Raw genomic sequence first — 22,417 nt, 5'->3', positions numbered from 1 at the left:
GCGCATGCCCTGAAACCGCACCCTTTCCCGGCTTCGTCACCCGGTCAGCGCAGCGCCTCCGAGACCTCGGTGGCCGCCTCCACCACCCGCGGGCCCACCCGCTCCGGGACGGCCTCGGAGAGCATCACCACGCCCACGCTGCCCTCCACGCCCGGCACGCCCAGCAGCGGGGCGGCGGCGCCGCTCGCGCCGGCCTCCAGCTCGCCGTGGGTCAGGACGTAGCGGACCTGGTCGGTGGCCAGGCCCGTGCCGACCGTGGCGGTGCCGGTGCGCACCAGGGTGCCGCGCTCCTCGTCGAGGTCGCCGTCCTGCTCGGCGGGGTCCACGAAGCGCTCCCAGCGGCTCCCGTCGGGCGTGGGCTGCATGCCGCGCCCGGCGAGGATCGCCCGGCCGGCCGCGCCCCGGTCCAGCGGGTGCCGGAAGCCGGTGCGGTAGGCGACGTGGTAGTCGGTCCAGGTCGGCTCGACCACGGCGACGGCGAGCGCCTCGCTGCCGTCGACCAGGGTGAGATGGGCGGTCGCGCCGATGTCCTCGGCGAGCGAGCGCAGCGCCGGGAGCGCCGCCTCGCGCAGCAACGGGTGGACCTGGTGGGCGAGTCCGAGCACGCCGAGCCCGACCCTGGCGCGCCCGCCGAGGTCGCGGCGGACGAGTGAGTGCTGCTCCAGCGTGGCCAGCAGCCGGTAGACCACCGTCCGGTTGACCCCGAGTTTGGCCGCCAGTTCGGTCACGGTCAGGCCGTGGTCGGTGTCGGCGAGCAGTTTCAGGACCCGAAGGCCCCTGTCCAGTGTCTGAGACGTCTCCGCGGTCACGACGCCCCCTCCTCATAGAATCGGCGGCGCTTGTCTGGGAGACGACGCACCGCCGGTCCCGCGGCAGTGCGCGGAGTGGCCGCCGGTTGTCGGCTTACCGGCTGCGCTTCGCGGCGGCTCTGCCACGGCGCGTGCGTGATCGGCACGGTAGCGAGGATGTACCGCTCAGCGGAAGAGGCCGTCCACAATCCGGTCGGTGTGGTGACACGCCGTCGCTTGTCATATCCCAGTAACACGGGGGAAATCATCGCATTCGGGTGGCCCACTCCTGCACCTTCTTGATCCGTTCGCCGAGTTGGCCCGCGGTCGCCTCGGCACTGGGCGGTCCGCCGCACACCCGGCGCAGTTCCGTGTGGATCACGCCGTGCGGCTTGCCGCTCTGATGGTTGTACGCGGCGACCAGGGTGTTCAACTGCTTTCGCAGCTCCAGCAGCTGCCGGTGCGAGACCACCGGGCGGCGCTCGGCGGGCAGTTCGAGCAGGTCCGCCTCCTCGTCCGGCTTCTTGCGGCTGTGCGCGATCTGCCGGGCCTGCCGCCGCTGCAGGAGTATCTGCACCTGGTCCGGCTCCAGCAGGCCCGGGATGCCGAGGTAGTCCTGCTCCTCCTCGCTGCCCGGGTGGGCCTGCATGCCGAACTCGGCGCCGTCGTAGAGGACCCGGTCGAAGACCGCGTCGGACTCCAGCGCCTCGAAGGGCAGTTGGTCGTCCTCGGTGACCTCGTCCTCGGCCTTCTCCGCGTCGGCGAGCAACTGCTCCTCCTCCGCGAAGATGTCGTCCTCACCGGATTTGCGCGGCTTGTCGAGCACGTGGTCGCGCTCGACCTCCATCTCCGCGGCGAACTCCAGCAGCATCGGGATGGTGGGGACGAAGACGGACGCGGTCTCGCCGCGCCGCCTGGACCGGACGAAACGGCCCACCGCCTGCGCGAAGAACAGCGGCGTGGAGATCGTCGTGGCGTAGACGCCGACCGCCAGGCGCGGCACGTCCACGCCCTCGGACACCATGCGCACCGCGACCATCCAGCGGTCGTCGCCGGCGCTGAACTCCTCGATGCGCTTGGAGGCGCCGGTGTCGTCGGAGAGCACCACGGTGGGCTTGTCGCCGGTCAGTTCGCGCAGCAGCTTGGCGTACGCGCGGGCGGAGTCCTGGTCGGTGGCGATGACCAGGCCGCCGGCGTCCGGGATGCCCTTGCGGACCTCGGTGAGCCGCTGGTCGGCGGACTTCAGGACGTTGGGAATCCACTCGCCGGTCGGCGACAGCGCGGTGCGCCACGCCTGCGCGGTCGCGTCCTTGGTCATCGGCTCGCCGAGCCGGGCGGCGATCTCGTCGCCGGCCTTGGTGCGCCAGCGCATGTTCCCGCTGTAGGACAGGAAGATGACCGGGCGGACGACGCCGTCGGCGAGCGCGCTGCCGTATCCGTACGTGTAGTCGGCGGAGGAGCGGCGGATGCCGTCGTTGCCTTCTTCGTACGTCACGAACGGGATCGGGTTGGTGTCCGAGCGGAACGGCGTGCCGGTCAGCGCCAGCCGCCGGGTCGCCGGCTCGAACGCCTCCAGGCACGCCTCGCCCCAGGACTTGCTGTCGCCGGCGTGGTGGATCTCGTCCAGGATCACCAGCGTCTTGCGCTGCTCGCACCGGTTGCGGTGCAGCATCGGCCGCACCCCGACACCGGCGTACGTCACCGCGACGCCGTGGAACTCGCGCCCCACCGGGCCCGCGCTGTACTGCGGGTCGAGCCGGATCCCTATCCGCGCCGCCGCGTCCGCCCACTGCGTCTTGAGGTGCTCGGTGGGCGCCACGACGGTGATCTGCTGCACCAGGTGGTTGTGCAGCAGGTAGGAGGCGAGGGTCAGCGCGAACGTGGTCTTGCCCGCGCCCGGGGTCGCGACCGCCAGGAAGTCCCGCGGCTGGGCGGCGACATAGGCGTCGATGGCGCCCTGCTGCCACGCCCGCAGCTTGTTCGCCGTGCCCCAGGGGGCGCGGCCGGGAAAGGCGGGCGAGAGGTGGTGGGGGTGCGAGGTGGTAGTCACGGTCTCCGCTGGCGGTTGGACGGCGGCCGGCCCCCGGTCCCGGTGCACGGCCCGTACGACCGCCTCAGCGTAACGGCCCGCCGCCCGGCGCCCGGACTTTGACGCCTGCCCGCCCGCGGGTGCGACCGACGTCACACGCCGCGCCCGGCCTTCGGTCGCAGCCGGGCCGCGACGGCCACCGCGGCGAACGCCAGCGCGGCCAGCGGCAGGATCGCGGCGGCGAAGGCGGTGGGGTGCGCGGCGGTGCCCGCGGCGGTGTCGGCGGCGGGCGCGATCGAGCCGCCGCCGAGGGAGGCGAAGAGCGTGCCGGCGGTCGCGACCAGGACGACGTTGGCGAGCGCGTCACCGACCTGGAGGGCCGCGGAGTTGGTGCCGGTGTCCGCGGGCCGGGAGACCCGCAGCATCAGCACGGTGAGGCTGGAGATCGCCATGCCCATCCCCATGCCGGCCAGGCACCACGCCACCGCCACGATCCCGACCGGCACCGCGTGGTCCAGCGCCAGCGGCACCGCCGCGATCGCCGCCGCCGACATCAGCATGCCGAGCTGCACGAGCCGTTCGCGGGCCGGCTCGAAGCGCGGCCGGGCCTGGAGGTACGAGCCCAGCGCCCAGGTCAGGCCCGCGCCGGCCAGCGACAGGCCGGCGAGCGTCGCGGACAGGCCGCGCTGGGTGACGAGCATGAGCGGGATGAAGGTCTCCGCGCCGGCGAAGGTGCCGGCCGCGAGGCCGCGCATCAGCACGACGGTGGGCAGCCCGCGGGCCGCCCGGAAGGTGCCGCGCGGCAGCAGCCGCAGCGCGGCCGGCACCAGCAGGGCCGCGCCGAGGGCGGCGGGCAGCAGGGAGAGCAGCCGCAGGTCCTGCCCGGCGTACTGCAGCAGCACCGCGCCGCCCGCGAGCGCCACGGCGAGCCAGATCCGCCGGCCGTCCATCCGCGCGGCCGGGCTCGGCTGCGTGGCGGTGCGCCGCAGCGCCGGGAGCATCACGGCGACCGGCAGCACGACCAGCGCCGGGATGGACAGGAACACCCAGCGCCAGCCCAGCTGCTCGGTGACCGTGCCGGAGACCAGCGGCCCCACGATGGACGGCACGACCCAGGAGGCGGAGAAGGACGCCATGACCGCGGGCCGCAGCCGCTCGGGGTAGGCCAGGCCCACCACGACGTAGAGCGCGACGATCACCAGCCCGCCGCCGAAGCCCTGGACGGCCCGGCCCAGGACGAAGACCGGCATCGAGGAGGCCGTGCCGCTCAGCAGCAGGCCGGCCGCGAAGGCGGTGATGCCCGCGGTGAGCGGCTTGAGCGGGCCGGTGCGGTCGCACCACTGGCCGCTGACGACCATCGCGAGCAGGGACGTCGTGAAGTAGCCGGAGAAGCCGAAGGCGTACAGGCCCAGACCGTGCAGGTCGCGGGCCGCGATCGGCATCGCGGTGCTCACGGCGGTCGCCTCGAACGCCACGAGCAGCACGACCGAGACCACGCCGAGCGTCAGCGCCCGGTAGGTACGGGACAGGATCCCGCCCGCTTCGTCCTCTCCGGGGCGGGCGCCCCGCGCGGCTGCCTCGTTCGTTACGGTCATCACGCCAGCGTAAGGGGCGTACCCGTGTTTCACCCCTGCCGTGGGACCGGACCCGGCTCCGCCTTCCGCCCTACGCCCCGCGGTCCCCGCCGCGCCCGCGCCCCGGCCCACCTGCCGCTGCGCGGGCCGCCTCGCCCCATCGCCGTACATGAACACGGCATTGCAGTCGTATGGCACCCTCCCCCGCCCCATTGACCGCGACCGCCCCGGCTTGCGAACCTCGGAGCACACCGCACGACACGGCCGTGTGCCCGAGTGGTTCAGGGACTCGTCTGCAAAGCGAGATACACCGGTTCGAATCCGGTCACGGCCTCCATACCCGGTCCGCCCGCGGCGGATTGGCCCACGTTTTACGGTGCCGAGTGGTCCAGCCGCGGCCGGCCCGCAGGCCGTACCGTCGGGCGTATGACGCAGCAGACGACGACGGACGGGCAGCAGGCGGCCACCGGCCACGCAGCGGTGCTGCGGGGACTGCACCAGGGGCGGGCGGCGGGCGATCCGCTGGTGCTGCCCGGGCCGTGGGACGCGGCCAGCGCGCGGGCCTTCGCCGACGCGGGCTTCCCGGCGCTCGCCACGCCGAGCGCCGGGGTCTCCGCCTCGCTCGGCTACGAGGACGGGCAGGGCACCCCGCCGGCCGAGATGTTCGCGGCGATCCGGCGCATCACCCGGGCGGTGGACGTACCTGTGAGCGCCGACGTCGAGGCCGGATACGGGCTGCCCGCCGCGGAGTTGGTCGAGCGGCTGCTGGAGGCGGGGGCGGCCGGCTGCAACCTGGAGGACTCCGACCCGGCGACCGGCGCCCTGGTCGACGCCGAGCGGCAGGCCGAACGGCTCGCGGAGGTCGTCGCGGCGGCCGGCGGGGCGCTGGTGCTCAACGCCCGCGTGGACACGTACCTGCGCGGCGAGCGCACCCCGCAGGCCGCGATCGACCGGGCGCTGCGGTATGTCGCCGCCGGCGCGGACTGCGTCTACCCCATCCTCGCGCCGGCCACCCACCTGGCCCTGATCGCCGACGCGGTCGGCGCCCCTGTCAACGCCCTGTGCAAGCCCGGCACGCCCTCCCCGCGCGAGCTGGGCGCCCTCGGCGCGACCCGGGTCACCTTCGGCGGCGGCCTCCAGGCGCAGGCGCTCGACGCGGTGCGCGAGATGGCCAGCGGGCTCGCGGCTCAGTCCGTGCAGTAGCCGTCGGGGCAGAAGGAGTCCACGACGGTACGGAAGACGTCCTCGCACGCCTGCCAGTCGTCGTCGGGCCCGGCGACCAGCAGGGCGTACTGCGTGCCGTCCGCGGCGGTGAAGGCGCGGTCCACGACGTGGCGGGTCACGCCGTTGTCGCGCAGGTAGGTGTATTCGAGCCGGGCGGCGTCGTCCTGCGGGCCGTCGTCGGTGCGGGAGAGGTCGATGAGGGTGTAGTCGTCGTAGGAGGAGACGGTCGACTCCGTCGTGGAGAGGGCGTCGTAGGGCGTGCCGTCCGCCGCGTCGACGGTGTAGATCTGGATGAGGTGCTCGCCCTCGGGGGAGGTGTAGTGGATGCTGCTGGCCCCCGAGGTGCTGCGGGTCCACTCCTCCGGGACGTCGAGGGTGAAGCCGGCCGGGTCGTCGACCTGCTCGTAGCCGTCGGGGGCGGAGTCGTCGGAGCTGCTGCCGTCGTCGTCGGAGCTGCCGCTGTCGTCGGTGGGCCCGCTGCCGTCGTCGCCGTAGTCGCTGCCGTCTGTACCGTCGTCGGTGCCGTCGTCCGTGCCGGTGAGATCGGAGGGCGTGACGACGACGGCCGGGGGCTGCCCGGCGGTGGGGCCGCCGTCGTGACCGCCGGTCAGGGCCCACAGGCCCGCGCCCGCCGCCCCGCACACCAGCAGCACCACGACGGCCACGATCGCGGCCCGGCGGCCCGCCTCGCCGGGCGGTCCCGCCGGCTGCGGCAGCACGGGCGCGGGCGGCGAGCCGGCCGGGGCGCCCGGTGGCGGATCATGCACCCAGCGCTGGTGCTCCTCGTCCCATCGCGCCATCCGTGACCACCCTCTCAGCCCAGGAGCTGGACGCACGCCTGCGCGACGGCCGCGGCCGAGGCGAGCCCCGCGGCGGCGGTCGCCCCGACCTCCAGCCGCTCCCGCAACCGCCCCAGCCGCCCGCGGTCCACCCCGCCGCCCCCGGCGATCTCCGCCTCGACGCCGGCGAGTTCGGCATCGAGCTCCACAACCCCCGGGGCCGCCGCCAAACCGCTGAGCTCCGCCCGCAGCACCCGCACGGCCGCGATGAGCTCCGCGGTGCCGTCCCCGGTACGCGCCCCGGCGTCCACCGCCCTGGCCCCCTCCCCCGCGGCAACGGCCCCACCACTCATCGCCCCCACGGCAACCCCACCCGCCGGCACCCCCGGCACGACGCCCCCACCCGACACCCCACCGCCCGCCGCCCCACCGCCCGCCGCCCCACGCCACGACCGGTCCTCCGCCACGGCCCCGACCCCGAAGGCAACGGCCCCACCGGTCAACGTCCCGATCGCAATCCCCCCAGCACTCCCGCCCGGTCCCGTGCCCGAGACCCCAGCGCCCCCCGTGCCAGCTGAACCCGCCGCGCCCAAGTCCACAGCCGCATCCGCACCCGACCCAGCGGCACCAGCGCGCCCCACGCCCGGGCCGGGCATGTCAGCGCCACCCCCAGCCGGGCTGGGCGCGCCAGCGCCCGAGGCCCCGGCACCCTCGGCACCCGAACCCACCACGCCCAAGCCAGATGCACCAGCCCCGCCCGCACCCGGGCCGGACGCATTGCCGCCTCCCGCCCCCGGGCCGGGCGCCCCCGCGCCCCCCGCAGCCGGCTCGGGCGCGTCAGCGCCCGGCTCCCGCTGCGGCGGCTGGCTCGGCGGCGGCGGCGGACGGTGTTTGCGGGACCTCATGGCGGGCCGCCCTTTCCGCTTCTGCTCTGACGGACGTGCTTCGCAGAAGCACGTTCGCCCGTGGCGACCGCGCCACCGCTCATCGCGCCGATGTAGACGCCGCCCCCGCTGACGTTCACGATCTTCTGCTCGAACTCGCCCGTCGCGTAGCCCGCCGAGCGCAGCGCATCGCGGACGCCGCTGGTGATGCGGTCCTGGAGGGTCTTGACGTAGCGGCTGATGTCCATCTCCTGGAAGATCGACACCTCGTCCACGCTGCCCAGCTCCCGCACGGAGGCCGCCGGGCCGTCGGGGAAGCCGTGCTGCGGGACGGTCAGCCAGGTGCGGAAGACCGACAGCGCCGTGCGCGCCAGCGACAGGCCCGCGGTGACGCCCGCCGCCGGGGTGGCCAGGAGCGCGTGCAGGGTCTCGCGTCCGCCGCCGCCCCGGCCGCGCGCGGCGATGACGTCCACGGCCCGGTATTCGGGCCGCACCGGCGTCAGGACGTGCGGGACGACCTCCAGCACGAGCATGCCGCCCTGCGTGTGGACCCGGACCAGCACCGACACCACGACCTGCTCGTCCCACGCGCCCACCCGGACCCGCAGGAAGTGCCGGCGGGCCTCGGCGCCCTCGCCGACCGCCGCCTGGACGTGCTCCTCGACCGTCGCCGGGTCGTACGAGACGTCCGCGCGGTGCAGCCCGGCCGGCAGGTAGACGAACTCCTCGATCTCCAGGTCCCGCAGCCGGTCCCGGCTCGCGGCGGCCGACTCCCGCAGCGCCACGAGCCGCGGCTTGACGAGGTCGATGACGTCCCGCCCGGTCAGCCGCGGCGCAGCCGCCCGGCCCGCCTCGGCCTCCGCCGCGTCCACGGGCCCGCGCCCGGAGGGCACCAGCTCCATCGCCAGCGACCACGGCTCGTACGGCTTCCCGGCGCCGACGAAGGGCCGGAAGGGGTCGTAGATGGTCAGCCGCGCGTGCTGCTCGCGGTCGACGGCCGCGGCGATCCGCCGCCACTGCGGGGTGTCGCCGAGCGTCGGGCGCGGCACGACGGGGTAGACCGCCGGGCCGAGCTCCCGGCACATCACGCCGATGACGTGGTCGCGGTGGCTCCACACCACCGCGACGAGCAGCAGCGGGAAGACCACCGCCGCCCACGCGTTGCGGCCGGTGAACAGCGCGACCGCGACCAGCAGGACGTAGAGCGCGCTCAGCAGCGGCACGGCCAGCGGCAGCAGCAGCTTCAGCCGGCCGCCGGTGGCCTGCCGGACCGCGCCGCGGTCGAGGGTGAAGACGGCCAGGCTCACCGCGCCCGCGCCGCGGGTGAACCACGCGACCGCGCACAGCGCCGCGTAGGCCAGGCACCACGGGACGGGCACGAGCGTCTGGGAGCCCGCGCCGGTCAGCGCGCAGGCGATGAAGCCGAGCCACACCAGCAGCGCCCACACCCCGGTCTGCGCCTCGCGGCGGCGGGCGCGCAGCGCGTGCGCGAGCACCGGGAGCACGTCCACGCCGAGCGAGGGCGCGACGGGGCGCTCCTCGTGCTCCACCAGCTGCTCGATGACCCGGGTGCGGAAGTCCGTGTCGAAGTACGCCCCGGCGCACAGCAGCCGGGTCGCCTCCGTGCGGGACGGCGGCTGCGGCGGCCCTGCGGGCGGCGCCGGAAGCGGAACGCCCGCGGGTGGCGCGGGCGCGGGGACGGAGGGTGGGACGGGTGCGGTCATGCGTACCCCCGATTGCCCCGTGGCCGCGGGGGTCACGGGTGTCTGCCGTCCCCGTATTATGACGGAGTGTCAGCTCCCGTGCGCGGGTTTTCCACCGGACCGGAACGGAAACACCACGTCCGGAACCGGAGGTTCAGCCCTGCGGGTGGGCTTTACGCCTGCGGCTTGACGATCGCGGCCTGCGGGCGGATCGGCAGCCGGGAGACCGGCCGGCCGGTCGCGGCCCGCACGGCGGAGGCGATCGCGGCCGGCGACGTCACGACCGGCACCGCGCTGACCGCCTTCGCGCCGAACGGCGCCACCACGTCCCGCTCCTCGACGAGCTTGACGATGCGCACGTCCGGCGCGTCCAGCGCGGTCGGCAGGGCGTAGCCGGTCAGCGAGGGGCGCTTGACGACGCCGCGCGGCGCGCGCAGGTCCTCCATGAGCGCCAGGCCCAGGCCCTGCGTGACGCCCGCCTCGATGCGGGCGGCGAGCTGGCGCGGGTTGAGGATGCGGCCGACGTCCTGCGCGACGGCGAGTTCCACGACGCGTACCGCGCCCAGCTCGATGTCGACGTCGACGACCGCGCGGATCGCGCAGAAGGCGAGGCCGACGAACGCGTCGCCCTGCCCGGTGTCGTCGAGCCGGTCGGTGGGGTGCGGGCGGCACTGCGCGGTCGCCCACAGCTCCTTGCCGTCCAGCGTCTCGGCGACGGTCGTGGAGAGCACCCCGTCGTAGGAGGTGATCTTGCCGTCGGCGATGCTCAGCAGCTCCACGGACATGCCGAACTTCGCGGCGAGCGGCTGCAGGACCTGCGTGCGCACCATCTTCGCGGCGCGCTCCACCGCCCCGCCGGACACCCAGGTGTGCCGGCCGCGCGCGGACGGCCCGGCGGGCGGCTGGTCGGTGTCGGGCGCGAGCACCCGGACGTCCTCGACGCCCAGCACCTCCTGGACGATCTGCCGGGCCAGCGTGGTGAAGCCCTGGCCGGTCTCGACGGCGGCGCAGATGACGGTGGCGCGCCCGTCGTGGACGCGGACGGTCGCGGTGGACACCTCGTCGGTGCCCTCGGCGCCGAGCACGTGCACCATGCCGAGCGCGTAGCCGACGCCGCGGCGCACCGCGCCGGGCTCGCCCGCGCCGGAGGTGCCGCCGGGCAGCAGCCACTGCGACTCGTCGTCGCCGTCGGGCAGCGGCGGCAGGTCGGCGTCGCGGACGGCCTTCAGCAGCTCGCCGACCGGCGCCGGGCAGGTGACGGTCTGGCCGGTGGGCAGCAGGTCGCCGGTGGACAGGACGTTGCGCATCCGGATCTCGGCCGGTTCCAGGCCGAGCTTGGCGGCGAGCTTGTCCATCTGGCCCTCGTAGGCCGTGCACACCTGGAGCGCGCCCTCGCCGCGGACGTGTCCGGACGGCGGGTTGTTGGTGCGTACCGCCCAGCCCTCGACGAAGACGTGCGGGACGACGTAGGGGCCGGCGGCGAAGGCCACGGCGGCGGCGAGCGCGTCGGAGGAGGCGTCGGCGTAGGCGCCGGCGTCCAGCAGGATCTGCGCCTCGACCTTGACCAGCCGGCCCTCGGCGTCGGCGTGGTGGCGGTAGCGCAGCAGCGTGGGGTGGCGGTGGGCGTGGCCGAGGAAGGACTCCTCGCGGGTGGCGACGAACTTCACCGGGCAGCCGGTCTTGAGCGCGAGCAGGCCGAGCGGCAGCTGCACGCCGGAGTCCTCGCGGTCGCCCATCGCGCCGGGCACGCCGGTGACGACGACCTTGACGTGGTCGGCCTCCAGGCCGAAGCAGGCGGCGGCGATGTCGCGGTCGGCGTGCGGGTCGGTGGAGGCGACGTACAGCTCGACGCCGCCGTCCGGGCGCGGCACGGCGAGCCCCGCCTCGGCGCCGATGGGCGCGGGGTCCTGGCGGCCGACCCGGTAGAGGCCCTCGACGATGACCTCGCCGACCGCCTCGGGGTCGCCGAAGCGCAGCGGGATGTGCCGGATGAGGTTGCCGTCGGGGTGCAGCGGCTCGGCGGCGAAGGCTTTCTCCGGGTCGGTGACCGGCTCCAGCACCTCGTACTCGACGAGGATCGCGGCGGCGGCGAGCCTCGCGGTGTCGGGGTGGTCGGCGGCGACGGCGGCGATGGGCTCGCCGTGGTGGCGCACGATGTCGTGGGCGAAGACCGGCCGGTCGGCGACCCGGCGGCCGTGCATGGCGTCGCCGGGCACGTCCTCGTGGGTGACGACGGCCCGTACGCCCGGCATCGCGGCGGCGTCGGCGGTGTCGATGCGCAGGATGCGCGCGTGCGGGTGCGGCGAGCGCAGCACCGCGGCCCACAGCAGGCCCTCGGCCCACAGGTCGGCGGCGTACGGGTAGGTGCCCTGCGTCTTGGCGAGGGCGTCGGTGGACGGCACGGACGTGCCGATGCCGTGCGGGGTGTCCCCGGCGAGGGTCCCGGCGGCGGGCGCCGATCCGTCGATGACGCTCATCGCGCGCCTCCGGCTGGGACGGGCGGCACCCGGTGGGCCGGGCGGGCCGCGGTGGTACGTGGGCGGTGCGCGCGACGGAGCGGGTCCGTACGGGCGCGGTCCTTGCGGGGGCCCGGCGTGCGGCCCGTACGGCGGTTCACGCGGACGCCTCCGGGGAGGCGGGGCCGGGCTGGGCGGGGATGCGCGGGGCCGGCGGCGGCGGGTCCTCGGCGTCGCGCGCCCCGACGACCTGGCGCACCGCCTCGACGACCCCGCGGTAGCCGGAGCAGCGGCACAGGTTGCCGCACAGCGCCTGCCGGGTCTCCAGGTCGGTGGGGCGGTGGTTGCCCTCCAGCAGGTCGTGCACGGTCATCGCCATGCCGGGGATGCAGAAGCCGCACTGGACGGCGCCGCAGTCGGCGAGGGCCTGCTGGATGTCGCTGGGCCGGCCGTCGGCGGACAGGCCCTCGACGGTGAGGACCTCGCTGCCGGCGGCGGTCGCGGCGGGCACCAGGCAGGACGCCACGAGCCGCCCGTCGACCTGGACCGAGCACGCGCCGCACTCGCCCTGCTCGCAGCCGTCCTTCGCGCCGGCCAGGCCCAGCCGCTCGCGCAGCACGTACAGCAGCGACTCGCCGAGCCACGCGTCGGTGACCGGCCGGTCGGTGCCGTTGACCCGCAGGACGTAGGAGGCGAGCGGGTGTTCGCTGCGGGTGTCCTCGGCGGCGGGCGGGTCGCCTGCGTACTCCGGCCGGTGGCCGGGCCCGGCCTCGTACGCCTCGCCGGTGTCCGCGGCGGGCGCGGACCCGGGGTCGTAGCCGTGGTCGCCGTCGTAGTCGCCGTCGTAGTCCGCCGCGTGGCCGGCGTCGGCGTCGGGCTGGTGAGCGGGGTCGGCCTCGGCGACCGGCTCGTGCTCGGGCAGCGGCTCGGGCCGGGTGTCGGCGACGGGTGAGGGCTCGCCCTCCAGCGCCGCCTCGGGCAGCGGCTCGGCGGCCGGCGGGAGGCGGTCGGCGAGCAGTTCGTCCTCGGGCGCCGGCTCGTGCGGCGGCGGGCCCTCGGGGGCCGGCTCGGGCACCTCGTCGACGACCGAGGACCACGCGGCCTCGGCCGCCGCCGGGTCGACCGGCGTCCACGGCACCGCCTCGGGCACCCCGAACGGCGACCACGGCGTGCCGGACTGGCCGGTGTCCACCGCGGCGGCGGCTGCCTCGGCGCGGGCCTGCGCCTGGGCGGCCTGCGCGGCGGCGGCGCCCTGCCCGAACATCCCCGCGGGGAAGGACTGCGTGGGCGCGGCGGGCGAAGGGGCCTGGTCCCAGGGCGAGGTGAAGGCGCCGGCGGAGTATTCGCCGGAGTCGCCCTCGCCGTCCTCCCGGATGACCGGGATCGTCCAGGTGGTCGCCGCGTCCGGCTCGCCCACCGGGCCGTGCGCGATGAGCGGGTCCTCGCCGGGGCGCGGCTGCGGGGGCAGTTGCGCGGCGAAGGAGACGTGCATGGTCTGGTCGGGGTCGTAGTCCCCGCCGCCGGGGACGGGCTGCCAGGCCCCGGAGTTGCCGGCGGGGCCCGGCTGCTGCGGCTGGTCGGTCATGCCAGGGCCCTCCCGAGCGCTCGGCGGGACAGTGCGGCCACGGTACGGCGCAGCTGGACGGCCGCCGGGGGCAGTTCGACGCCCGGCTGGTCGGGGATGCAGGCGGCGGCGACGTACTCGCCGAAGGCGGTGCACGCCTCGGGGGCCAGGGTGCGCTCGCCGTCCCAGTCGATGAGCCCGGCCACCCACTGCTCGGCCTCCAGCGGGCGCAGCGGCACCTGGGCGACCGCGCCGACGGCGCACCGCACCTGGCGTCTGGCCGGGTCGACGACGAGCGCGACGGAGGCGACGGCTCTGCCGGGCCCGGTGCGGCCGGTGGCCTTGAGGAAGGTCTGCGGGGCGTGCAGCAGCGGGATGCGCACGAAGGCCAGCAACTCGCCGGGCCGCAGCGGGTCCATGCCGGTCAGCAGGTGGCTGACCGGGATCTCCCGGTCGGCCTCGGGCCCGGCGAGGACGACGCTGGCCTCCAGCGCGGCCAGCACCGGCAGCGAGTCGCCGGTGGGCGCGGCCGAGACGATGTTGCCGCCGAGGGTGCCGGCGTTGCGGATCTGCGGCGGGCCGGCCGAGCGGGCGGCGGCGGCCAGCGCGGGGATGAGCGCGGCGAAGTCGGGGCGGCCCATGCGCGCGTGGGTCAGGCCGGCGCCGAGCAGCGCGGCCCCGTCGGCGTACTGCCAGCCGCGGATCTCGGCGATGCGGCCGAGGCCGACGAGCGCGGCCGGGCGCAGCAGCCCGGCGTTGACCGACGCCATGAGGTCGGTGCCGCCCGCGACGGGCACCGCGCTGGGCATGGCGGCGAGCGCCGCCACCGCCTCGTCCAGCGAGGACGGCAACGTGACGTTCTCCGCGGTCTGCTGTGCATACGTGCTCACGCAGCTGCCCCTTCCCGGCCTTCCTCCGTCACGCGGTAGCCGTACCGTACGTGCTGACAGCCCGGACGTGGCAACTCTGGCACATCTTCCCCGGGGGTCGGCGCGAGGGTCCACGAAGTACCGATCCGTCCGCCACGCCGGTGATCGTACGTCTCCCGGAGAAATAGGCACAGTGCCGCAATTGCCGCGCTTCGCGGATGTTGCGGCGTTACGGGTCCACGGTGCCAGGTCCGGGGCTTCGTGGGGCGGAAGTTGCGGATTTTGCGGGAATCCCCGGATGGGGTCACACGATCGGGGGCGGGCCGTCCTTCGGGCGCCCCAGGACGCCCGGGCGGCGCTGCCAGGGGTGCGGGCCGCCGGGCGGGCGGTACTCGACGCCGAGGGCGTCCAGCCGGGCGTAGTGGGTGCGCATACGGGCCTCGAAGCCGGGCCAGTCGCGCTCGGCGGGCGCGGGCAGCGGCGACCAGGCGACCTCGGCGAGGGCGCTCAGCCGCGGGTAGACGGCGTAGTCGACGGTGCGGGGCGAGTCCAGCACCTCGGTCCACACGTTCGCCTGCGTGCCGATGACGTGCGCGGCCTCCTCGGGCGTCAACTCGGCCGGGACCGGCTCGAAGCGGTAGACGTCCTCCAGGGTGCGGACATGGGCGATCGGCACCGGCTCGTCGGGGCCGTCGGCCTGCCGCCAGTCCAGGTAGACCTGGGTCTGCGGGCACATCACCACGTCGTGGCCGGCCCGGGCCGCGGCGATGCCGCCCGCGTAGCCCTGCCAGGACGACACGGCGGCGCCCTCGGCGAGGCCGCCCTCCAGGATCTCGTCCCAGCCGATGAGCCGCCGGCCGCGGTCGGCGAGCCAGCGGTCGAAGTGCCGGATGAGCGCGCTCTGCAGGCCGTCCTCGTCGCCCGCGCCCAGCTCGGCGATACGGGCCTGGGCGGTGGGCGAGGCGCGCCACTGGTCCTTGGGGCACTCGTCGCCGCCGATGTGCACGAAGGTGCTCGGGAAGAGGTCCAGGACCTCGGTGAGGACGTCCTCGTAGAAGCGCAGGACGTGCTCGGTGGGGGCCAGGACGTTGGGGTTGACGCCCCAGTGGTCCAGGACCTCCAGGGCGGCGGTGTCCACGACGTCGGTGTTGCCGAGGTCGGGGTAGGCGGCGATGGCCGCCTGGGAGTGGCCGGGGATGTCGATCTCGGGGACGACGGTGATGTGCCGCTCGGCGGCGTACGCGACGATCTCGCGCAGGTCGTCCTGCGTGTAGAAGCCGCCGTGCGGGCGCTCGTCCCACAGCGGGGACTCCAGCAGGCCCACCTTGGTGCGGCGGCGCCACGCGCCGACTTCTGTGAGGCGGGGGTGGCGGTGGATCTGCACGCGCCAGCCCTGGTCGTCGGTGAGGTGCAGGTGCAGCACGTTGAGCTTGTGCGCGGCCATCAGGTCGAGGTGGCGCAGGATGCCGTCCTTGGGCATGAAGTGCCGTGCGACGTCCAGCATGAAGCCGCGCCAGTGGAAGCGGGGGGCGTCCTCGATGAGGCAGTGGGGTACGGTCCAGAGCTCGCCGCCGCGGGGCAGCGGGGCCTTGCGGAAGGCTTCGGGGCCGAGGAGCTGGCGCAAGGTCTGTGCTCCCCAGAAGGCCCCGGCGCCGTCGCCGCCGGTGATCTCGATGCCGTGCGGGCCGACGTCCAGGCGGTACGCCTCCGCGCCGAGCGCTTCCTCGACCCGCAGGCTCAGCCGCACCCCGTCGGGGGCCGCGAAGTCCACGCCGGTCGCCGCGCCGAGCGCCCCCCGCACCCAGCGCCCGGCCCTCTCCGCCCCGGCCCCCACCTCGACCCGCACCTTTTCCCCGAGCGCAAGCCGCCCGCCCTTTACCGCCCCACCCCGCACCGCCGGCACGAATTCCATACCCTCATCCTCCCCTGCCCTCCCCCCGCCCCGACGCCAGGGCTCCCCCCGGCGCCCCCCGCCCTGCCCCGTTCTGTTGTCGCGGGATCGTCCGTTGCGTCGTGGCTGGTCGCGCAGTTCCCCGCGCCCCTGGATGGTTGCCCTCACGCGCAGGGGCAGGCCCCTGAGTGGTTGCCCGGCGCCGCAGGCGCGGGCATTGCGCGTGAGGGCACGCATACCCAGGGGCGCGGGGAACTGCGCGAGCAACCCACTGCCGGGGGAAGGTCCGGCGACCACAGGACGGGGCAGGGCGGGCGGGCTGCGGGGGTCAGACCGCGCGGCGGGCCCTGGTGGAGAGGCCGAAGGCAATCGCCCACGTGGCGACGAGCCAGCCCGCGTGGGCGAGGGCGAGGGCGCGCCAGGTGGAGCGCGGGGCGGAGCCCGCGATGGACGCGGCGAGGGTGGAGCCGAGGAGAAGCGCGGGGAGGACGAGCTGGAGGCGGCCGGCCCAGGAGAAGAGGAACGCCCGGCGGGTGAATTCGGGCCCGTACCACCAGTGCACGCCGGCCACGGCGAGCGCGACCCCGGCGACACCCACCGCGGTCACCGGCACGGCCGCCCACAGCGGCCACAGCTCGCGCCGCCAGGCGCGATCCGCGACCAGCCCGGTGGTGAGCAGCGGCGCGACGGGGATCGCCGCCCCGACGTGCGCGGCCCGCAGCCGCCACAGCCGGTCGTCCGCGGTGAGCTCCGTCCGCACGGTCGCCCTGATCCCCATGACGCGCGCCCGCGCGCCCGTCCCGGTGCGCCGGCTGTGCACCCGTACGAGCACCGCGAGCAGCGCCGCCGTCACCAGCAGCACGACGCCCGCCGCGACGAACTGCCAGTCGTCGCCGGTCTCGATCCGGTAGAGCTGGATCGCCCAGAGCACCGCCACCGCGAGCCCGCCGGTGACGACGCCGGCCCGCGGCGCCTGGAGCTGCCCGGGGTCGGCCCCGAGCATCAGCGAGCGCTCGACCGCGTCCCGGTGCTCGGCCCGCAGCCGCCGCGGGAGGCGGCCCAGCAGTCCCCGGCCCGCGCTGAGCGAGCGGGCGAGTGCCAGCTGCGCCTCGGCCTCCTGCGGGGCCAGCGCGACGGCCCTGCGGGCGGCGGCCACGGCGTCGGGCACCCGCCCGAGCCGCCGGTAGACGTCGGAGAGCAGCACCGCCGGCTCCCAGCCGTCGGGATCCGCCCCGCTCGCGCGCAGCGCCACGATCAGCGCGTCGTGGACCTCGTCGAGTGAGAGAAGCACCACACCGGCGAGCAGGAAGACGTCACCGGTCTCGGCCGGCCCGGCCAGGGCCAGCGCCCAGTCGACGGCCTCGCGCGCCTCCGCGGGCCGCCGCTCCTGCGCGAGCACCCACGCCCGCAGCAGATAGCCCGCACTGCCGTTGCGCTCCACGAAGGCGTCGCCGACCACGGCGTGCGCCTCCGCGAAGCGCCCCTGCGCGACCAGCGCGTGGACGCGCTCGTTGCTGGTGGAGTCGTCGTCGGGCGCGTCCGGCGTACCGAACACGCCCCCGTCACCCTCGTCGCCTTCCACGGGCCTCCCCTGTCCGCCGGAAGGGCGTCAGGCGTTGCCGCCGCTGCCCTTGCCGGACTTGTCCTTGCCTCCGCCGCCGCCGAGCGGCATGCCCTCGTAGATCTCCTTGCACATGGGGCAGACGGGATACTTCTTCGGGTCGCGTCCGGGGACCCAGACCTTGCCGCACAGGGCGACGACGGGCGTGCCTTCCAGCGCGCTCGCCATGATCTTGTCCTTCTGGACGTAGTGCGCGTAGCGCTCGTGGTCGCCGTCACCATGGGAGAGCTGCGGGGTCGGCTCGACCAGGGTGCCGGTGCCCGCCCCGCGCTCGGGCTCAAGAGTGCTCATAAGAGACAAGACTAGTTGAGAGAGGGATCGTCGGGATACGTGGCCACCATCGCCAGCTCATTGCGCTGCCGGCGCAGCACCGAGCGCCACAGCCGCTCCGGGTTCGGCGCGGACACGTCACCTGGCTCGGACTCGACCACGTACCACGCCCCGTCCACCAGCTCGCGCTCCAGCTGGCCGGGGCCCCAGCCGGAGTAGCCGGCGAAGATGCGCAGGCTGCCGAGCTCGGCGGCCAGCAGCTCGGGGGGCGCCTCCAGGTCGACCAGGCCGATCGCGCCGTGCACCCGGCGCCAGCCCAGCAGCTCCACCGCCTCGCCGGGCCGCGGCTCGCCCGGGACGACGGCCAGGCCCAGCGCCGAGTCCAGCGAGACCGGGCCGCCCTGGAAGACGACCTGCGGCAGCACCGCGAGCGCCGCCCACGGCTGGAGCACATCGCCCACGCCGACCGGGGTCGGCCGGTTCAGGACCACGCCGAGGGAACCCTCCGTGTCGTGGTCGAGCAGCAGCACCACGGCCCGGTCGAAGTTCGGGTCGGACAGCTTCGGCGTGGCGACGAGCAGTCGTCCGGTGAGCGAGGACACCTCGGTCATGGCCACATGATCCCGCATGCGGGGGCGCCATGGGGAGTCGTCTCCCGGACCTGTGGACGCACCTGTGGACGGCGGGCGGACGCGGCCCGGGGCGGCACGGGGGCGCCCGCCCGGAGTACGGGGGCGGCGTCGCGCGGTGCGGCGCGGCCCGCACCCACGGGAGGGGCGCGTGGGGCGCATTACGATGTGCTCAGTTCGCGGCTCAACCTCTTTTCCGCGACGGGATCCGTCCTGCCGCACGCCCCCCTCGCACCACCCCGCACCACCCCCGTAGAGCCCCGCACCACCGCGTACCACCCCGCAGCACCCGCAGCACCCCGTTCCGAACCCGTTCCGACGATCGCGAGTTCCATGACCGACATCGCCGACGTACTGCTTGTCCATGGCGGAACCCCCCTCGAAGGCGAGATCCGGGTCAGAGGCGCGAAGAATCTCGTGCCGAAGGCCATGGTCGCCGCCCTTCTCGGCAGCGAACCGAGCAGACTGCGCAATGTGCCGGACATCCGGGACGTGCGGGTGGTGCGCGGGCTGCTCCAGTTGCACGGAGTGACGGTCGCTCCCGGTGAGGAGCCCGGCGAGCTGGTGCTCGACCCGACCCGGGTGGAGAGCGCGAACGTCGCCGACATCGACGCGCACGCCGGGTCCTCCCGTATCCCGATCCTGTTCTGCGGCCCGCTGCTGCACCGCCTGGGCCACGCCTTCATCCCGGGCCTGGGCGGCTGCGACATCGGCGGCCGGCCGATCGACTTCCACTTCGACGTGCTGCGGCAGTTCGGCGCGCGGATCGAGAAACGGGCCGACGGGCAGTATCTTGAGGCGCCGCGCCCGCTGCGCGGCTGCAAGATCCGGCTGCCGTACCCGTCGGTGGGCTCCACCGAGCAGGTGCTGCTCACGGCGGTGCTCGCCGAGGGCGTCACCGAGCTGTCGAACGCCGCGGTCGAACCGGAGATCGAGGACCTGATCTGCGTCCTGCAGAAAATGGGCGCGATCATTTCCATGGACACCGACCGCACCATCCGCATCACCGGCGTGGAGAAGCTGGGCGGGTACACGCACCGGGCGATTCCCGACCGGCTGGAAGCCGCCTCATGGGCGAGCGCGGCTCTCGCGACCGAGGGCGACATCTACGTCCGCGGTGCGCAGCAGCGCTCCATGATGACGTTCCTGAACACCTTCCGCCGGGTCGGCGGCGCGTTCGCGATCGACGACGAGGGCATCCGGTTCTGGCACCCGGGCGGCCCGCTGAACGCCATCGCGCTGGAGACGGACGTGCACCCCGGTTTCCAGACCGACTGGCAGCAGCCGCTGGTGGTGGCGCTGACGCAGGCGTCGGGGCTGTCGATCGTGCATGAGACGGTGTACGAGTCGCGGCTCGGATTCACCTCGGCGCTCAACCAGATGGGGGCGCACATCCAGCTCTACCGCGAGTGCCTGGGCGGCAGCGCGTGCCGGTTCGGGCAGCGCAATTTCCTGCATTCGGCGGTGGTGTCGGGCCCGACGAAGCTCCAGGGCGCGGATCTGGTCATCCCGGACCTGCGCGGCGGGTTCTCGTACCTGATCGCGGCGCTCGCCGCGCAGGGCATGTCGCGGGTGCACGGCATCGGGCTGATCAACCGCGGCTACGAGAACTTCCTGGCCAAGCTGGAGGGCCTGGGCGCGCACATCGAGCTGCCCGGGGTGCCGCGCCCCGCCTCCGGTGACGCGGCCCGTGCGGCGGTCGCCTGACGCGGCGCCGGCCGCGTACGCGCCCGAGGGCGGCCTCCCCGGCTGGGGAGGCCGCCCTCGCGGTGTTCGTCCCGGGCGCTCGGCCGGCGCTTACTTGCCCTTGGCGGCTTCCTTGAGCTTGGACCCGGCGGAGACCTTGACGCTGTAACCGGCGGGGATGCTGATCGGCTCACCCGTCTGCGGGTTACGGGCGCTGCGGGCGGCACGGTGAGTGCGCTCGAAGGTCAGGAAGCCGGGGATGGTGACCTTCTCGTCGCCCTTGGCCACGATCTCGCCGACGGTGTCGGCGAAAGCCGCGAGGACGGCGTCGGCGTCCTTGCGGGTCACCTCTGCGCGGTCGGCCAGCGCGGCCACCAGCTCACTGCGGTTCATATCTGTACTCCCGTGTTCTTTCTGCCATGGGGGCGCGAGCTCGGCTGTTGCTGTGTGCCTCACTGCCCAGGTGTGCATCCTGCCCCCATATATGGGCGGAAAGCCAATCGCCTGCCCGCGCGAGTCGCGGAAAAAGACGTGCGGCGGGGCAAGGATGACGGATTGTCGTCCGGTGTTCGACGCTCGGAATACGTTTCCCGGTCTTCCGCGGGCCCTCCGCCCGTCACAGCGCCGGTGCGGCAGGACCCGATGCCGCCGCCGCGGACACCGCCGGGCCCTGCGCCCGCGCCGCGTCCCGTACGGCGTCGGCGACGGCGCCGGCGACCTTGTCGTTGAAGACGCTGGGGATGACGTAGTTGGGGTTCAGCTCGCCGTCGGCGACCACGCCGGCCAGCGCGCGGGCCGCGGCCAGCATCATCTCGGTGTTGACGGTGCGTGACTGGGCGTCCAGCAGGCCGCGGAAGACCCCGGGGAAGACCAGCACGTTGTTGATCTGGTTGGGGAAGTCGCTGCGGCCGGTGGCCACCACCGCCGCGGTCTGCCGCGCCTCGCCCGGCTCCACCTCGGGGTCGGGGTTGGCCAGCGCGAAGACGATCGCGCCGTCCGCCATCGCGGCGATGTCCGAGCCGTCCAGCACGTTGGGCGCGGACACCCCGATGAAGACGTCGGCGTCCACCACGGCCTGCTTCAACGTGCCCGTGACGCCTTCGGGGTTGGTGTTGTCCGCGATCCACCGCAGCGCCGAGCCGGCGGGCGCATCGACCAGGTCCTCGCGGCCGGCGTGCACCACGCCGTGGATGTCGGCGACGACGGCGTGCTTGACGCCCGCCGCGAGCAGCAGCTTCAGGATCGCCGTACCGGCCGCGCCCGCACCGGACATGACGACCCGTACATCGCCGATGTGCTTGCCGACCACCCGCAGCGCGTTGGTCAGCGCGGCGAGCACGACGATGGCGGTGCCGTGCTGGTCGTCGTGGAAGACCGGGATGTCCAGGGCCTCGCGCAGCCGGGCCTCGATCTCGAAGCAGCGCGGCGCGGAGATGTCCTCCAGGTTGATGCCCGCGAAGCCCGGGGCGATGGCCTTGACGATCTCGACGATCTTGTCGGGGTCCTGGGTGTCCAGGCACAGCGGCCACGCGTCGATCCCGGCGAAGCGCTTGAAGAGGGCGGCCTTGCCCTCCATCACCGGCAGCGCGGCCTTCGGCCCGATGTTGCCCAGGCCCAGCACGGCGGAGCCGTCGGTGACCACGGCGACGCTGTTGCGCTTGATCGTCAGCCGGCGGGCGTCGTCCGGGTTCTCGGCGATCGCCATGCACACCCGCGCCACGCCCGGCGTGTACACCATGGACAGGTCGTCGCGGTTGCGGATGGGGTGCTTGGACTGCATCTCGATCTTGCCGCCGAGGTGCATCAGGAACGTACGGTCGGAGACCTTGCCGATCGTGACGCCCTCGATGCCGCGCAGCTTGCGGACGATCTCGGCGGCGTGGTCGGTGGAGCTCGCGGCGATCGTGACGTCGATACGCAACCGCTCGTGCCCCGACGCCGTCACGTCCAGGCCCGTGACCGAGCCGCCCGAGGACTCCACCGCGGTGGTCAGCGCACTGACCGCGGTCCCGCCGGCGGGGACCTCCAGACGTACGGTGATCGAGTACGAGACGCTTGGCGCCGTTGCCATGACGACCTTCTTCCGAGGTGGGTCCGTGTGCGCGTACGCGCCGCGCTGCGCTGCGCGTGCGTACGCGTGGAACACTACTTCCACGACGTGAACCGGCGGCAACACCCCGGTTCGGCGCAGGGAGGGAACAGCTTCCCGCCGGTGTTTGTTAGCCTGGGTACGACGCCGGCCCGATCCAAGCCCCCGGGCCCAACCTTAGGCGCTTCGAGCGCCCACTTGCCGCGAGGCGAGCATGGCGGGCCGGCGTCCCCGACCTCGCCGAGTCCCTCACCAGGGGCCGGCCCCCGGGCCCCGCCTTTCCGCGGGGCCGCGGCGTTTACGCCCGCCGGGCTGCCCCTTCCCGCCGTGACGGGATCGTCCCTTGCGCTGTGGCTGGTCG

17 protein-coding genes and 1 tRNA gene are annotated in these 22,417 nt (G+C 74.7%); 3 read left to right on the top strand and 15 right to left on the bottom strand.

All coding sequences use genetic code 11. The annotated features are described in order from the left end of the window. Positions 1-44 precede the first annotated feature (44 nt). From HCN08_RS00350 to HCN08_RS00340, 3 genes are all read right to left on the bottom strand, one after another. The gene (locus HCN08_RS00350; RefSeq protein ID WP_167980760.1) at positions 45-809 is read right to left on the bottom strand and encodes an IclR family transcriptional regulator; all 765 of its coding nucleotides are present in this window, start codon (positions 807-809) and stop codon (positions 45-47) included. A 244-nt stretch (positions 810-1,053) separates the two neighbouring features. Continuing rightward, a complete protein-coding gene (locus HCN08_RS00345) occupies positions 1,054-2,838 on the bottom strand; it encodes a DEAD/DEAH box helicase (RefSeq protein ID WP_167980759.1) in 1,785 nt (594 codons plus the stop codon). A gap of 131 nt (positions 2,839-2,969) precedes the next feature. After that, a complete protein-coding gene (locus tag HCN08_RS00340) occupies positions 2,970-4,412 on the bottom strand; it encodes an MFS transporter (RefSeq protein WP_167980758.1) in 1,443 nt (480 codons plus the stop codon). 241 nt (positions 4,413-4,653) lie between these two features. Here HCN08_RS00340 and HCN08_RS00335 point away from each other — a divergent pair. Then, a tRNA-Cys gene (locus HCN08_RS00335) sits at positions 4,654-4,728 on the top strand. A gap of 89 nt (positions 4,729-4,817) precedes the next feature. Next, positions 4,818-5,594 carry an isocitrate lyase/PEP mutase family protein gene (locus HCN08_RS00330; protein ID WP_167980757.1) on the top strand — a complete coding sequence of 259 codons (777 nt, stop codon included), beginning with the start codon at positions 4,818-4,820 and terminating at the stop codon, positions 5,592-5,594. On the opposite strand, the gene HCN08_RS00325 is transcribed toward HCN08_RS00330, so the two are convergent. From HCN08_RS00325 to HCN08_RS00280, 10 genes are all read right to left on the bottom strand, one after another. Further along, positions 5,579-6,415 (bottom strand): DcrB/PsbP domain-containing protein, encoded by an 837-nt coding sequence (locus HCN08_RS00325; protein WP_167980756.1) that lies wholly within the window; start codon positions 6,413-6,415, stop codon positions 5,579-5,581. The genes HCN08_RS00330 and HCN08_RS00325 overlap by 16 nt on opposite strands. A 14-nt stretch (positions 6,416-6,429) precedes the next feature. Continuing rightward, entirely contained in the window at positions 6,430-6,747 is a 318-nt protein-coding gene (locus tag HCN08_RS00320; RefSeq protein ID WP_167980755.1) for a hypothetical protein, read from the bottom strand. A 548-nt stretch (positions 6,748-7,295) separates the two neighbouring features. Beyond that, positions 7,296-9,002 carry a hypothetical protein gene (locus HCN08_RS00315; RefSeq protein ID WP_167980754.1) on the bottom strand — a complete coding sequence of 569 codons (1,707 nt, stop codon included), beginning with the start codon at positions 9,000-9,002 and terminating at the stop codon, positions 7,296-7,298. 152 nt (positions 9,003-9,154) lie between these two features. Then, positions 9,155-11,458 (bottom strand): xanthine dehydrogenase family protein molybdopterin-binding subunit, encoded by a 2,304-nt coding sequence (locus HCN08_RS00310; protein WP_167980753.1) that lies wholly within the window; start codon positions 11,456-11,458, stop codon positions 9,155-9,157. Positions 11,459-11,594: 136 nt separating this feature from the next. Beyond that, the gene (locus tag HCN08_RS34935) at positions 11,595-13,022 is read right to left on the bottom strand and encodes a (2Fe-2S)-binding protein (RefSeq protein WP_167980752.1); all 1,428 of its coding nucleotides are present in this window, start codon (positions 13,020-13,022) and stop codon (positions 11,595-11,597) included. Next, complete coding sequence (locus HCN08_RS00300) at positions 13,019-13,891, bottom strand: FAD binding domain-containing protein (protein WP_167980751.1); 873 nt, start codon at positions 13,889-13,891, stop codon at positions 13,019-13,021. Before HCN08_RS00300 ends, HCN08_RS34935 begins: the two co-directional genes overlap by 4 nt. A gap of 283 nt (positions 13,892-14,174) precedes the next feature. After that, positions 14,175-15,782 (bottom strand): beta-N-acetylhexosaminidase, encoded by a 1,608-nt coding sequence (locus HCN08_RS00295; RefSeq protein ID WP_167980750.1) that lies wholly within the window; start codon positions 15,780-15,782, stop codon positions 14,175-14,177. 307 nt (positions 15,783-16,089) lie between these two features. Then, the gene (locus HCN08_RS00290) at positions 16,090-17,316 is read right to left on the bottom strand and encodes a tetratricopeptide repeat protein (protein WP_167980749.1); all 1,227 of its coding nucleotides are present in this window, start codon (positions 17,314-17,316) and stop codon (positions 16,090-16,092) included. A gap of 54 nt (positions 17,317-17,370) precedes the next feature. Continuing rightward, the gene (locus HCN08_RS00285; RefSeq protein WP_031525215.1) at positions 17,371-17,673 is read right to left on the bottom strand and encodes a DUF3039 domain-containing protein; all 303 of its coding nucleotides are present in this window, start codon (positions 17,671-17,673) and stop codon (positions 17,371-17,373) included. Positions 17,674-17,684: 11 nt separating this feature from the next. Then, the gene (locus HCN08_RS00280) at positions 17,685-18,263 is read right to left on the bottom strand and encodes a YqgE/AlgH family protein (RefSeq protein ID WP_167980748.1); all 579 of its coding nucleotides are present in this window, start codon (positions 18,261-18,263) and stop codon (positions 17,685-17,687) included. Between the two features lie 351 nt (positions 18,264-18,614). Between HCN08_RS00280 and murA the strand changes: the two genes are divergently transcribed. Next, entirely contained in the window at positions 18,615-19,988 is a 1,374-nt protein-coding gene (murA, locus tag HCN08_RS00275) for a UDP-N-acetylglucosamine 1-carboxyvinyltransferase (protein WP_167980747.1), read from the top strand. A 90-nt stretch (positions 19,989-20,078) separates the two neighbouring features. On the opposite strand, the gene HCN08_RS00270 is transcribed toward murA, so the two are convergent. Then, a complete protein-coding gene (locus tag HCN08_RS00270) occupies positions 20,079-20,360 on the bottom strand; it encodes an HU family DNA-binding protein (RefSeq protein ID WP_167980746.1) in 282 nt (93 codons plus the stop codon). 223 nt (positions 20,361-20,583) lie between these two features. Continuing rightward, positions 20,584-22,038: an NAD-dependent malic enzyme gene (locus HCN08_RS00265; protein ID WP_167980745.1), complete on the bottom strand. Its 1,455-nt coding sequence runs from the start codon at positions 22,036-22,038 to the stop codon at positions 20,584-20,586. Between the last annotated feature and the right edge of the window lie 379 nt (positions 22,039-22,417).

Origin of the sequence: Actinacidiphila epipremni, from assembly GCF_012034175.1 — a bacterium.
Taxonomy (GTDB): domain Bacteria; phylum Actinomycetota; class Actinomycetes; order Streptomycetales; family Streptomycetaceae; genus Actinacidiphila; species Actinacidiphila epipremni.
Note: the sequence above shows the minus strand (reverse complement) of the source record. Positions and strands in the feature narration are given on the sequence as shown.